The organism is Azohydromonas australica DSM 1124, assembly GCF_000430725.1.
Taxonomy (GTDB): domain Bacteria; phylum Pseudomonadota; class Gammaproteobacteria; order Burkholderiales; family Burkholderiaceae_C; genus Azohydromonas; species Azohydromonas australica.
On record NZ_KE387203.1, the window covers coordinates 293,618 to 305,482 of the forward strand.

The 11,865-nt window shown below is 70.6% G+C and carries 12 protein-coding genes and 1 riboswitch; of the genes, 9 read left to right on the plus strand and 3 right to left on the minus strand.

Annotated elements, in window-relative coordinates:
* Positions 1–13: 13 nt before the first annotated feature.
* Positions 14–1,585, minus strand: a complete 1,572-nt coding sequence (gene murJ, locus H537_RS0120465) for a murein biosynthesis integral membrane protein MurJ (protein WP_028999327.1) — start codon at positions 1,583–1,585, stop codon at positions 14–16.
* A gap of 179 nt (positions 1,586–1,764) precedes the next feature.
* Between murJ and rpsT the strand changes: the two genes are divergently transcribed.
* Complete coding sequence (gene rpsT, locus H537_RS0120470; protein WP_028999328.1) at positions 1,765–2,082, plus strand: 30S ribosomal protein S20; 318 nt, start codon at positions 1,765–1,767, stop codon at positions 2,080–2,082.
* A 165-nt stretch (positions 2,083–2,247) separates the two neighbouring features.
* Here the strand turns inward: rpsT and H537_RS44415 are convergent, their stop codons facing one another.
* Positions 2,248–2,643 carry a DUF3579 domain-containing protein gene (locus H537_RS44415; protein ID WP_084150839.1) on the minus strand — a complete coding sequence of 132 codons (396 nt, stop codon included), beginning with the start codon at positions 2,641–2,643 and terminating at the stop codon, positions 2,248–2,250.
* A gap of 250 nt (positions 2,644–2,893) precedes the next feature.
* Between H537_RS44415 and H537_RS0120480 the strand changes: the two genes are divergently transcribed.
* The 8 genes from H537_RS0120480 (at position 2,894) to H537_RS0120515 (ending at position 11,159) form a co-directional block, all read left to right on the plus strand.
* The gene (locus H537_RS0120480) at positions 2,894–4,093 is read left to right on the plus strand and encodes an aspartate aminotransferase family protein (protein WP_028999329.1); all 1,200 of its coding nucleotides are present in this window, start codon (positions 2,894–2,896) and stop codon (positions 4,091–4,093) included.
* Positions 4,090–5,022 carry an ornithine carbamoyltransferase gene (gene argF, locus H537_RS0120485; RefSeq protein WP_028999330.1) on the plus strand — a complete coding sequence of 311 codons (933 nt, stop codon included), beginning with the start codon at positions 4,090–4,092 and terminating at the stop codon, positions 5,020–5,022. Before H537_RS0120480 ends, argF begins: the two co-directional genes overlap by 4 nt.
* 94 nt (positions 5,023–5,116) lie before the next feature.
* On the plus strand, positions 5,117–5,860 hold the full coding sequence (locus H537_RS0120490; RefSeq protein ID WP_028999331.1) for a metallophosphoesterase family protein: 744 nt from the start codon (positions 5,117–5,119) through the stop codon (positions 5,858–5,860).
* Positions 5,850–7,301 carry a serine/threonine protein kinase gene (locus H537_RS0120495; RefSeq protein WP_028999332.1) on the plus strand — a complete coding sequence of 484 codons (1,452 nt, stop codon included), beginning with the start codon at positions 5,850–5,852 and terminating at the stop codon, positions 7,299–7,301. Before H537_RS0120490 ends, H537_RS0120495 begins: the two co-directional genes overlap by 11 nt.
* Positions 7,302–7,347: 46 nt before the next feature.
* Positions 7,348–7,710, plus strand: a complete 363-nt coding sequence (locus tag H537_RS0120500; protein ID WP_028999333.1) for a YkgJ family cysteine cluster protein — start codon at positions 7,348–7,350, stop codon at positions 7,708–7,710.
* A gap of 32 nt (positions 7,711–7,742) precedes the next feature.
* Positions 7,743–7,923: riboswitch (yybP-ykoY riboswitch) on the plus strand.
* Between the two features lie 9 nt (positions 7,924–7,932).
* Entirely contained in the window at positions 7,933–8,502 is a 570-nt protein-coding gene (locus tag H537_RS0120505) for a TMEM165/GDT1 family protein (protein ID WP_028999334.1), read from the plus strand.
* Between the two features lie 73 nt (positions 8,503–8,575).
* Entirely contained in the window at positions 8,576–10,375 is a 1,800-nt protein-coding gene (locus H537_RS0120510; protein WP_028999335.1) for an aminopeptidase P family protein, read from the plus strand.
* Positions 10,376–10,607: 232 nt separating this feature from the next.
* Positions 10,608–11,159: a hypothetical protein gene (locus H537_RS0120515; RefSeq protein WP_156901864.1), complete on the plus strand. Its 552-nt coding sequence runs from the start codon at positions 10,608–10,610 to the stop codon at positions 11,157–11,159.
* An 81-nt stretch (positions 11,160–11,240) separates the two neighbouring features.
* Here the strand turns inward: H537_RS0120515 and H537_RS0120520 are convergent, their stop codons facing one another.
* Positions 11,241–11,840: a class I SAM-dependent methyltransferase gene (locus tag H537_RS0120520; RefSeq protein WP_028999337.1), complete on the minus strand. Its 600-nt coding sequence runs from the start codon at positions 11,838–11,840 to the stop codon at positions 11,241–11,243.
* Positions 11,841–11,865 lie beyond the last annotated feature (25 nt).

Genomic DNA, 11,865 nt, shown 5'->3' on the forward strand with positions numbered 1-11,865 from the left:
GTAGCCCTGGCGTTCAGGCCCGACGCAGCAACTGCTTCGGCTTCAGGCCGGCAAGCAACAGCGTGCCGAAGTACACCAGCGCCGCCCCGGCCAGCGAGGCGGCCATACAGCCGATGCGCACGAACTCAGGCATGTGCGCCCAGTCCAGGTGATCGTTGAGCCACGACAGCCCTGCGCCCATGGCCGCGCTGGCAGCCACCAGCTGCATGAGGTAACGGATCCAGCCCGGCCCGGGGCGCCAGCTGCCGCGGCGCCACAGCAGGAACAGCAGCGTGCCGGCGTTGACCAGCGCGCCCAGGCTGGTGGAGAGCGCCAGCCCGGCGATGCCCAGCCCGGCGCCAAACACGAACACGAGGTTGAACAGCTGCGTGAGGATGAGCACGCCCACCGCCACGCGCACCGGCGTGCGCATGTCCTGGCGCGCGTAGTAGCCCGGCGCCAGGATGCGGATCGACACGATGCCCATGAGCCCCACGCCGTAGCCCACCACTGCCAGCGCCGCGCCGCGCACGTTGGCCGGGTCGGCGGCGAAGGCGCCGCGCTGGTAAAGGGTAGCCACCAGCGGCTCGGCGAAGACCAGCAGCGCCATCGCGCAGGGCAGCGCCACCAGCAGCAGCTGGCGCAGGCCCCACTCCAGCAGATCGGAATAGCCCGCCTCGTCCTTGCGCGCGTGCGCGGCCGAGAGCTGCGGCGTGAGCACCACCCCCAGCGCCACGCCCAGCAGCGCGGTGGGGAATTCCATCAGCCGGTCGGCATAGGTCAGCAGCGACACCGCGCCGGCGCCGAGCTGGCTGGCGATCTGGGTGTTGATGAGCTGCGAGATCTGCGCCACCGACACGCCCAGCAGCGCCGGCGCCATCTTGCGCAGCACGTGGTGCACGCCCTCGTTCGCCCAGGCCTCGCGCAGCCGCCGCCACGTCAGCCCGAAACGCGGCCAGACGCCGATGCGCCGCAGCGCCGGCACCTGCACCGCCAGCTGCAGCACGCCGCCGACCATCACGCCCGCGGCCAGCGCGTAGATGGGCTCGATGCCCCAGCGCCTGAACAGCGGCACGCCCAGGACCAGCGCGCCGATCCAGGCCAGGTTCAGCAGCACCGGCGTGGCTGCGGGCACGACGAAGCGGCGCCACGTGTTGAGGATGCCCGCGGCCAGTGCCACCAGCGACATGCACAGGATGTAGGGGAACATCCAGCGCGTCATCACCACCGCCTCGTTGTAGCCGCCGGTCTCGCGCAGGCCCTCGCCCATCAGCCACACCAGCAGCGGCGCGCCGACCACGCCGACGATGCAGATCAGCACCAACGTCCACAGCAGCACGGTGGCCACGGCGTCGATCAGCCGCCGCGTCGCCTCGTCGCCGTCGCGCTCGTGCGACGCCGCCAGCAGCGGCACGAAGGCCTGCGAGAACGCGCCCTCGCCCACCAGGCGGCGCAGCAGGTTGGGGATGCGGAACGCGACGTTGAAGGCGTCGGTCAGCGCGTTGGCGCCGAAGACCGAGGCCTGGAGCAGGTCGCGCACCAGCCCGGTGATGCGCGAGGCGAGCGTGAGCAGGGAGACGGTGGACGCGGCCTTGAGCAGGTTCATGAGGCGGGCCGCGCAGGCGCGCTTGCTGCGAAAAAGAACCAGCGCGTCAGGGGGTCACGGCGGAAGCGGCAAAGCCGGCGATTATAGGAAGACCACCCGGCGCGCTCGGCAGCACTTTCGGACGTCAATCCTGAAATGCTATACTCGCCGGCTTTCCACCCTGGACCCACTACACCAGCATGGCCACCTCTTCCAAAGCCAAGAAGAAGACCGTCCGCATCGCGTCGGGCCGCAAGCGCGCGCGCCAGGACGTGAAGCTGAACGCCGCCAACACCGCGCTGCGTTCGAAGTTCCGCACCGCTATCAAGAACGTGCAGAAGGCCGTTGCCGCCGGTGATGCCGCCAAGGCCGCCGACGTCTTCAAGGCTGCCCAGAGCGTCATCGACTCCGTCGCCGACAAGGGCATCTTCCACAAGAACAAGGCCGCCCGTTCGAAGAGCCGCCTGGCCGCCAAGGTCAAGGCTCTGTCGCTGGCGTCCACCGCTGCTGCTGCCTGACAGACGGTTCCCAGGGGGATAGAAAAAGGCCCGCATCGCGGGCCTTTTTTCATGGCTGTAGCGCCTGCAAGGCGCCGGCCGCGGCCCGCGGTGCCCGTGGGCGCCCCCGGCTCGCCATGCGGGCTCAGCGCGCCAGCGTTGCGCGCGCTACCGGCATCACCGGGCTCACTTGACCTCGGCCGCCCGGCCGGCGTCCTTTGCCGGGGCCTGGACTTCCTTGGCGCCGCCCTGCGGCGCGGCGGCCGGTGCCGGCGGCTTGTCCGGCAGCAGGCAGGCCTCGGCCACCTGCAGCTCGTTGTCGCGGGCGAAATTCATGACGAAGTCCCAGGCGCGCACGTCCACGTCCTTGAGCGCCTCGCTCACGATCACGCACTTGACGCCGTTGATGACGCGCGGAACGCACAGCGGCGAGTAACCGATGTGCGCACCCGGACCGGAGCGGGCCCCGCCGGGGCGGAAGGAGGACATGGCACCCGCCAGACGCTCGGCCCAGTCGCTGGGCCTGAAGGTGCGACCTTGTAGGGTGATCCCCTGGATGAAGACTTCTCGGGGTTTGGACATGCGGAGAGGAATTCGGTGGGCGTGGGGCAACGGCCTCGTGGCCGCGCAAAGCGGGCGACATTGTGCCTGCTTACGGGTTTCCCCGAGCTGACGCCCCTAGCAGCTCACGGCGCTGGCCGTCCCGGCCACGTGCAACTTGCACTGGAGAGGAGCCCTTGCGCCGCGTCTTAGAATCCCCCGATTGGCCGGCCCATGTCGCGCACTGCACTGACATGCCCGGCCACGGTTTTTTGTGCGGAGCCTGCCAACGATGAATGCCCCTCTCCCGACGCCCCTGATGAACACCTACGGCCGCCTGCCCATCGCGATGTCTCATGGCCAGGGCTGCAGGGTGTGGGACACCGACGGCAAGCAGTACCTCGATGGCCTGGGCGGCATCGCCGTCAACACGCTGGGCCACGCGCACCCGAAGCTGGTGCCGGCGCTGCAGGACCAGGTCGCCAAGCTCATCCACTGCTCCAACTACTACCGCGTGCCGCTGCAGGAGCAGCTCGGCGCCCGCCTGGCCGACATCTCGGGCCTGACCAACGCCTTCTTCTGCAACTCCGGGCTCGAAGCCAACGAGGCGGCGATCAAGATCGCGCGCAAGTACGGCCATGACCGCGGCATCGAGAACCCCGAGATCATCGTCTACGAGAAGGCCTTCCACGGCCGCTCCATCGCCACGCTGTCGGCCACCGGCAACCCCAAGGTCCAGATCGGCTTCGGCCCGCTGGTCGAAGGCTTCATCCGCATCCCGCTCAACGACCTGGCCGCCGTCGAGGACGTGGCGCGCTCCCGTCCCAACGTGGTGGCGGTGTTCCTGGAGACCATCCAGGGCGAAGGCGGCATCAACCCGGCGCGCTGGGAGTATTTGCAGGGCCTGCGCAAGCTGTGCGACGAGCGCGACTGGCTGCTGATGCTCGACGAGGTGCAGTGCGGCATCGGCCGCACCGGCAAGTGGTTCGCGCACCAGTGGGCCGGCATCCAGCCCGACGTGATGCCGCTGGCCAAGGGCCTGGGCTCGGGCGTGCCCATCGGCGCCGTGGTGTGCGGCCCGCGCGCCGCAGGCGTGTTCCAGCCCGGCAACCACGGCACCACCTTCGGCGGCAACCCGCTGGCCATGCGCGCCGGCCTGGAGACGCTGCGCATCATGGAAGAGGACGGCCTGCTGCAGAACGCGGCCGAGGTCGGCGCCCACCTGCGCGCCGGCCTGGAGCGCGAGCTCGCTGGCCTGTCCGCCGTGGTGGAGATCCGCGGCCAGGGCCTGATGCTGGGCATCGAGCTCGACCGCCCCTGCGGCGAGCTGCTGGGCCGGGCCGCGCAGGCCGGGCTGCTGCTGAGCGTCACCGCCGACCGCGTCATCCGCCTGGTGCCGCCGCTGATCCTCACGGCCGCCGAGGCCGACGAGATCGTTTCCATCCTGTGCCCGCTGGTCCGCCAGTTCGTTGCCGAAACCACCGCGCCATGAAGCCCGGAATGAGCCTGATGAAGCACTACCTGCAGTTCAAGGACTTGCGCGCCGAGGAGTACACGTACCTCCTGGAGCGCACTGCCGTCATCAAGAAGCGGTTCAAGAACTACGAGAAGTACCAGCCGCTCGCGGACCGCACGCTGGCCATGATCTTCGAGAAGGCCAGCACCCGCACCCGCGTGAGCTTCGAGGCCGGCATGTACCAGATGGGCGGCTCGGTGGTGCACCTGACCACCGGCGACAGCCAGCTCGGCCGCGCCGAGCCCATCGAGGACAGCGCACGCGTCATCAGCCGCATGGTGGACCTGGTGATGATCCGTACCTTCGAGCAGTCCAAGCTCGAAGCCTTCGCCGCGCACTCGCGCGTGCCCGTCATCAACGGGCTGACCAACGAGTACCACCCCTGCCAGATCCTGGCCGACATCTTTACCTTCATCGAGCACCGGGGATCCATTGCAGGAAAAACCGTGGCCTGGGTGGGCGACGGCAACAACATGGCCAACACCTGGCTGCAGGCGGCCGAGATCATGGGCTTCACGGTGCACGTGAGCACCCCCAGTGGCTACGAGATCGACCACGCCGTCGCCGGCGTCAGGGACAACGGCTGCTACAAGCTCTTCGCCGATCCGCGCGAGGCCTGCCGCAACGCCGACCTGGTGACCACCGACGTGTGGACCAGCATGGGCTACGAGGCCGAGAACGAGAAGCGCAAGCAGGCCTTCGCCGACTGGTGCGTGGACGCCGACATGATGGCCGTGGCCCAGCCCGACGCCCTCTTCATGCACTGCCTGCCCGCACACCGCGGCGAGGAGGTGACGGCCGAGGTCATCGACGGGCCGCAGTCGGTGGTCTGGGACGAGGCCGAGAACCGCATGCACGTCCAGAAGGCCCTGATGGAGTACCTGCTGCTGGGCCGCATCGGCTGACGCCCCGCCCGCGCCGGCGGCGCGGCCCCGGTGGCGGCAGCGTCGGGTAAGCCTGGGCATGCAGCATCCGCAGCCCTGTTCCTGGTTCGAACCGATGAAACTTGCCCTGATCACCGACCTGCACGCCAACCGCCAGGCGCTGGAGGAAGTGCTGGCCCACGCCCGCGCCCATGGCGCCGGGCAGTTCGCCTTCCTGGGCGATTTCGTGGGCTACGGGGCCGACCCGGGCTGGGTGGTGGACCAGGTGCGCGCGCTGGTGGACCAGGGCGCCGCGGCCGTCATGGGCAACCACGACGCGGCCACCGTGCGCGGCGCGCAGCCCACCATGCGCCCCACGGCGCGCCTGGCGGTGGAGTGGACTCGCACGCAGCTCGACGCCGCGCAGCTCGCCTTCCTGGCCGCGCTGCCGCTCGCCCAGCGCCGCGGCACCACGCTGTTCGTGCATGCCAACGCGCACGAGCCCGCCGAGTGGGAGTACGTGCAAAGCCGCGCCGAGGCCGTGCGCAGCCTGCAGGCCACCGACGCGCGCCACGTCTTCTGCGGCCACATGCACCAGCCCATGCTGTTCCACCTCTCGGGCACCGGCAAGGCGGGCGACTTCACGCCCGTGCCGGGCGTGCCCATCCCGGTGCCGCCGCACCGGCAGTGGCTGGCCATCCCCGGCGCCTGCGGCCAGCCGCGCGACGGCAACCCCGCGGCGGCCTACGCGCTCTTCGACGACGAGGGCATGACGCTGTGCTTCCACCGCGTGCCCTACGACCACGAGACCGCGGCCGCGCGCATCCTCGCCGCTGGGCTGCCGCCGGAGTTCGCGCAGCGGCTGCACGATGGGCGCTGAGGAAGGCCCCGCCCTCCCCCACGACGACGCGCACGCGCCGCTGCGCCCGGGCCGCGTCATCGACGGCTTCACGCTGCAGGAGCACCTGCACCAGGGCGGCATGGCCCACCTCTGGCGCGTCACGCACCCGGCGCACCAGCTGCCGCTGATCATGAAGGTGCCGCGCATCAAGGGCGGCGAGGACCCGGCCACCATCGTCGGCTTCGAGGTCGAGATGATGATCATGCCCATGCTCGCGGGCGTGCACGTGCCGCGCTTCATCGCCAAGGGCGACTTCGCGCGCCAGCCCTACATCGTCATGGAGCTGATCCCCGGCCACTCGTTGCGCCCGCGACTGGACGAGGCGCCGCTGCCGCTGGCGGAGGTGGTGGACATCGGCATCCGCGTGGCCACCGCGCTGCACGACCTGCACCGCCAGCACGTGGTGCACCTGGACGTGAAGCCCAGCAACATCCTCTTCCGCGCCGACGGCAGCGCGGTGCTGGTGGACTACGGGCTCTCGCGCCACGACCACCTGCCCGACCTGCTCGACGAGGAGTTCACGCTGCCCATCGGCACCGGGCCCTACATGTCGCCCGAGCAGGTGCAGTTCGTTCGCAACGACCCGCGCAGCGACCTCTTCGCGCTGGGCGTGATGCTCTACCACCTCGCCACCGGCGAGCGCCCCTTCGGCCAGCCCACCAGCGTCGCGGGCCTGCGCCGGCGGCTCTACACCGAGCCGGTGCCGCCGCGCGCGCTGCGCGCGGAGCTGCCGCCGTGGCTGCAGGAGGTGATCCTGCGCTGCCTGGAGGTGCAGCCCGAGCAGCGCTGGCCCAGCGCGGCGCAGCTGGCGCTGGCGCTGCAGGAGCCCGGCCAGATCGAGCTCACCGAGCGCGCGCACAAGGCTGCCCCGGCCGGGCGCTGGCGCACGCTGCGGCGCTGGCTGGCCTCGGTGGGCAGCGAGCCTCGTGCGGGCGTGAGCGCGGGCGAGCAGGTCACGCGCAACCCCATCGTGATGGCCGCGGTGGACGTGGACAACGCCTCCGAGGCGCTGCTGGAGCAGCTGCGCGAGACGGTGCGGCGCCTGCTCTCCACCGAGCCCGGCGCGCGGCTGGCCTGCGTGAGCGTGATGCGCACCGCGCGCATCGGCATGGACGAGCTGGTCGACGAGCAGGGCCGCAGCCACCACGTGCGCCAGCTCGTGGGCCTCAAGCACTGGGCGCGGCCGATCTCGCAAGAGCTGGACCTGGGGCACGGCCGGCTGACGTTCCACGTGCTGGAGGCGCCGGACCCGGCCGCGGCCATCCTCGACTTCGCGCAGCGCACGCAGGTGGACCACATCGTCATGGGCGCGCGCGGCACCTCGGCGCTGCGCCGCTACCTGGGCAGCATCTCTTCCCAGGTGGTGGCGCAGAGCGAGTGCACCGTCACGGTGGTGCGCGCGCCCTCGCCGCAGTCGTGACGCGCTGCACGCGGGCCCGGCGCGCGACTGCGGCACCATGCGCGCCATGAGCAGTTCCCATCCCACGTCCGGCCCCGACGCCAATGCCTGCACCGCGTGCGGCGCCTGCTGCGCGAGCTTCCGCGTCGATTTCGCGCGCGAGGAACTGCTGAGCGAAGGCGGCCACGTGCCCGACGGCCTGACGGTGGAAGTGAACGACAGCACCTGCCGCATGCGCGGCACCGACCATGCGCAGCCGCGCTGCGCGGCGCTGTACGGCAAGGTTGGCGAGAAGGTTCGTTGCGGCATCCACGAGTGGCGCCCTTCGCCCTGCCGCGAGTTCGGCATGCTCGCGCCGCTGGGCCTGCCCGACGACGCCTGCACGCGCGCGCGGCTGCGCCACGGGATGCCGCCGCTCGGGACGGCCTGAAGGCAGGCCCATTGCGGCACGCGGCTACAATCCCGCCCGTCATTGGGGAGTAGCCGCCCTCCGAAAGCGAGAGGGACCTGCATCAACAGACTTGCCTGCCTTGAGCGGGCATGGCGCAGGTGGTTCGTTTCAGCTTGGCGAGACCTTTGACCGCTGCACTTCCGGAGATGGCCGGGGAGGTGCGCGGTCAACGGTATCTACTTGCCGGCCGGAGAACCTGTTTTGGAAGCCTTCCTCATTTCCACCGGCATCGTTTCCCTCGCCGAGATGGGAGACAAGACGCAGCTGCTGTCGCTGCTGCTGGCCGCGCGCTTCAAGCGCCCCCTGCCCATCATCCTGGGCATCTTCGTGGCCACGATCTTCAACCACGCCGGTGCGGGCGCGCTGGGCACCTGGCTCACCGAGTGGCTGGGCCCGGACGTGATGCGCTGGATCCTGGGCCTGGGCTTCCTGGCCATGGCCGGCTGGATGCTCATCCCCGACAAGCTCGACGAGGACGAGAACCCGCGCGGGCACTTCGGCGTCTTCGGCACCACGCTGGTGGCCTTCTTCCTGGCCGAGATGGGCGACAAGACGCAGATCGCCACCGTGGCGCTGGCAGCGCAGTTCGACGCCTTCGCCTGGGTCGTGGTCGGCACCACGCTGGGCATGATGATCGCCAACGTGCCGGCCGTGCTGCTGGGCGAGCGCGTCACGCGCAAGCTGCCCATCGCGGCCATCCACCGCGTCGCCGCGGTCATCTTCGCGCTGCTGGGCCTGGCGGTGCTGCTGCGTCTGGACGCGATGTTCTGACCCGCCGCGGCCCTGCCCCGGCAGGGCGTGCGCGCCGTGTTCACAATCGATGGCACTGCTCTCAAGGACGCCCATGGACCAAGCTACCGTCGCCCCCCGCCTGCAGCGCCTGCGCCAGGTGCTGCAGCAGCAGTCGCTGGATGCGCTGCTCGTGCCCTCCAGCGACCCGCACCTCTCCGAGTACCTGCCCGAGCGCTGGCAGGGCCGGCAGTGGCTCTCCGGCTTCACCGGCTCGATGGGCACGCTGGTGGTGGCGCGCGAGTCGGCCGCGCTCTTCGCCGACAGCCGCTACTGGGACCAGGCCGAGCGCGAACTCGCCGGCAGCGGTATCGAGCTGGTGAAGGTGCCCAACGGTGCCGTCTCGCACCTCGCGGACTGGATCACGCGGACGCTGCCGCCGGGCGCGCTGCTCGCCGTGGACGGCAGCGTGCTGGGCCTGGCCACGGCGCAGGCGCTGCGCCAGGCGCTGGAGGGCGCCGGCATCGAGCTGCGCACCGACCGGGACCTGCTCGAAGCCGTGTGGAGCCCGCGCCCCGCCCTGCCCTCGGCGCCGGTGTACGAACACGCCGCGCCCCACGCCACCGTGCCGCGCGCAGAAAAGCTCGCGGCCGTGCGCGACGCCATGGCCCAGCGCGGCGCGGCGTTCCACTTCATCTCCAGCGTGGACGACGTGGCCTGGCTGCTCAACCTGCGTGGCGCGGACGTGGACTACAACCCCGTCTTCCTTGCGCACCTGCTGCTCGACGAGCGCCGCGCCACGCTCTTCGTGGGCGAGGGCAAGGTCGATGGCGCCCTGCGCACGCGGCTGGAGGCCGACGGCGTGCTGCTCGCGCCCTACGCCGAGGCCGCCGAGGCGCTGGCCGAACTGCCGGCCGACGCCGTGCTGCTGCTGGACCCCAGGCGCGTGACGCTGGCCTTCCGCGAGCAGCTGCGCTGCCGCGTGGTGGAGGCCATCAACCCCAGCACGCTGCTCAAGAGCCGCAAGACGCCGCAGGAAGCCGCCCACGTGCGCGAGGCCATGATCGAGGACGGCGCGGCCATGTGCGCCTTCTACGCCCGCTTCGAGCAGGCCCTGGCGCGCGGCGAGCGGCTCACGGAGCTGACGGTGGACGAGTGGCTCAGCGGCGAGCGCGCCAGGCGCGCGAACTTCGTCGGACTGAGCTTCCCGGTGATCGCCGGGTTCAACGCCAACGGCGCCATGCCGCACTACCGCGCCACCGAGGACTCGCACGCCGTGATCGAGGGCGACGGCCTGCTGCTCATCGACTCCGGCGGCCAGTACCTGGGCGGCACCACCGACATCACGCGCGTCTGGGCCATCGGCACGCCCTCGGCGGCCATGAAGCGCGACTACACGCTGGTGCTCAAGGGCACGATGGCGCTGTCGCGCACGCGCTTTCCGCGCGGCACGCTCAGCCCGATGCTGGACGCCATCGCGCGCGCCCCGCTGTGGGCCGAGGGCATCGATTTCGGCCACGGCACCGGCCACGGCGTGGGCTACTTCCTCAACGTGCACGAGGGCCCGCAGAGCATCAGCAAGGCGCAGCCGGACCAGACCATGGCCATGGAGCCGGGGATGATCACCTCCATCGAGCCCGGCGTGTACCGCAGCGGCCGCTGGGGCGTGCGCATCGAGAACCTGGTGCTCAACGTGGCGGCCGAGACGCCGGAAGCCGGCGCCTTCGGCGAGATGCTGGAGTTCGAGACGCTGACGCTGTGCCCCATCGACACGCGCTGCATCGACACCTCGCTGCTGCGCCCCGACGAGGCGGCCTGGCTCGACGCCTACCACGCCACCGTGCGCGAGCGCCTGGCGCCGCGCCTGCAGGGCGACGCGCTGGCCTGGCTGCTGGCGCGCACCGCGCCACTCTGAGCCGCGGCCACGCCCGCACCGCCCTTGCCCACCGCGACGGCCGCCCTCACCGGCGGCCGTCGCCATTTCCGCGCAGCCCCCATCACGGTGCACGGGCTGCGACCCTCAAGGAAACACACTCCCCCAAACGGGGGAAGCGCCCCGCCGGCACGGCGCGGCGGGTACGGGCTCTGCCGATGTCCATCACCCTGAAGAGGGCCCACACTGGGGTGGGCTTCGGGGGCACGCCGTCATGGACATCCCTTCGTTTGAACCGCATTGCCATAGCGCGTGTCGGCCGGTGCTGGCCGCGCTGGTTTCGCTGCTCACGGCCGCCACCGCGGCAGCCCAGGAATACCGGCCACCCGGGTCCTCCGTGAGCTACGCGCTCAGCACTTCCATGCTGCGCAGCCCGGACGACATCGCCGACCGGTCCCGGGTGGAGCTGGTGCGCTGGAAGGCCGTGGGCGACAACGCCTGGGGCATGGGGCTGGGCGCCAGCCGCGACGGCAACAACCCGCTGCGACCGGGGCTGGGCGTGCACTGGCGCTCCCGCCTCACCGACCGGCAGCGCCTGGACCTCAGCGCCTGGCGCCATTTCGACAACGGCGCCACGCCCTCCCTGTCGCCCGATGGCACCCCGGCGGACATCAGTACCCGCATCGAGCTGCAGTTCGCCTCGCCGCGCAGTTCGGCCAGCTTCGGCGAAGGCGGCGTGCTGGGCATGCAGCTCAGCAGCACCTCCAAGGTCTCCATGCGGCTGCGCGGCGGCAAGCCGATGGTCTATTACCGGATGCAGTTCTGAAGAGAAGAACGACCGGTTCGCTCCTGTGCTGCTACAGGCTGCCGTGCCTGGTCTTCGGGCTTTGCCGCCTTGGCAGCAGGTTCAACTTGGAAAATGTTCCAACGTCAGAGCCTGCAGCGCGTCCTGCTCCATCGGCTCCACGCGGGCCACGGCCCAGAGGTCGAATACCGTCGGCCGGCGTCGCAGGGCGACGGCGGCAAAGCCTGCGGCACGCAGCGTGTTGCCCAGCACCTTGCGTGTGAAGCCACAGCGATGGGCCATGTACAGGTTGCCGGCCGCCAGGGCGGGACGATGCCCGTAGAGGATGTCCAGCGGTGCAATGGGCCCGGATGCGGAGCTGTATACCGGCTCGCCCAGCTTGTCCTCGGCCACCAGGGCGCATACCGACTGCAAGTCCGGATAGGTGATGACGACAAAGCCGCCGGGTCGCAGCACACGCCTGAACTCCTTCAATGCCAGAGGCACCTCGTGCGGATACAGGTGCTCGATGTTGTGGCTGGAGTAAACCGCATCCACTGAGGCCGAGGCCACAGCCGACATGTCGGTCATGGTGCCTACCAGATCAGGCTGCACGGCCGGGTCGATGTCCAACCGCAGCTCACGCCACTCCTCACGGTTGAAACCGGCCGTGGTGCGGTCCTTGCGCTTGGAGCCGCAGCCCACGTGCAGAAAGGTTTTCATCGATGGATCCGTGCAATGCAGAAGG

Excerpts from the sequence above, each read along its gene's own strand:
- murJ (WP_028999327.1), bottom strand. The coding sequence starts at position 1,585 with ATGAACCTGCTCAAGGCCGCGTCCACCGTCTCCCTGCTCACGCTCGCC.
- rpsT (WP_028999328.1), top strand. The coding sequence starts at position 1,765 with ATGGCCACCTCTTCCAAAGCCAAGAAGAAGACCGTCCGCATCGCGTCG.
- H537_RS44415 (WP_084150839.1), bottom strand. The coding sequence starts at position 2,643 with ATGTCCAAACCCCGAGAAGTCTTCATCCAGGGGATCACCCTACAAGGT.
- H537_RS0120480 (WP_028999329.1), top strand. The coding sequence starts at position 2,894 with ATGAATGCCCCTCTCCCGACGCCCCTGATGAACACCTACGGCCGCCTG.
- argF (WP_028999330.1), top strand. The coding sequence starts at position 4,090 with ATGAAGCCCGGAATGAGCCTGATGAAGCACTACCTGCAGTTCAAGGAC.
- H537_RS0120490 (WP_028999331.1), top strand. The coding sequence starts at position 5,117 with ATGAAACTTGCCCTGATCACCGACCTGCACGCCAACCGCCAGGCGCTG.
- H537_RS0120495 (WP_028999332.1), top strand. The coding sequence starts at position 5,850 with ATGGGCGCTGAGGAAGGCCCCGCCCTCCCCCACGACGACGCGCACGCG.
- H537_RS0120500 (WP_028999333.1), top strand. The coding sequence starts at position 7,348 with ATGAGCAGTTCCCATCCCACGTCCGGCCCCGACGCCAATGCCTGCACC.
- H537_RS0120510 (WP_028999335.1), top strand. The coding sequence starts at position 8,576 with ATGGACCAAGCTACCGTCGCCCCCCGCCTGCAGCGCCTGCGCCAGGTG.
- H537_RS0120515 (WP_156901864.1), top strand. The coding sequence starts at position 10,608 with ATGGACATCCCTTCGTTTGAACCGCATTGCCATAGCGCGTGTCGGCCG.
- H537_RS0120520 (WP_028999337.1), bottom strand. The coding sequence starts at position 11,840 with ATGAAAACCTTTCTGCACGTGGGCTGCGGCTCCAAGCGCAAGGACCGC.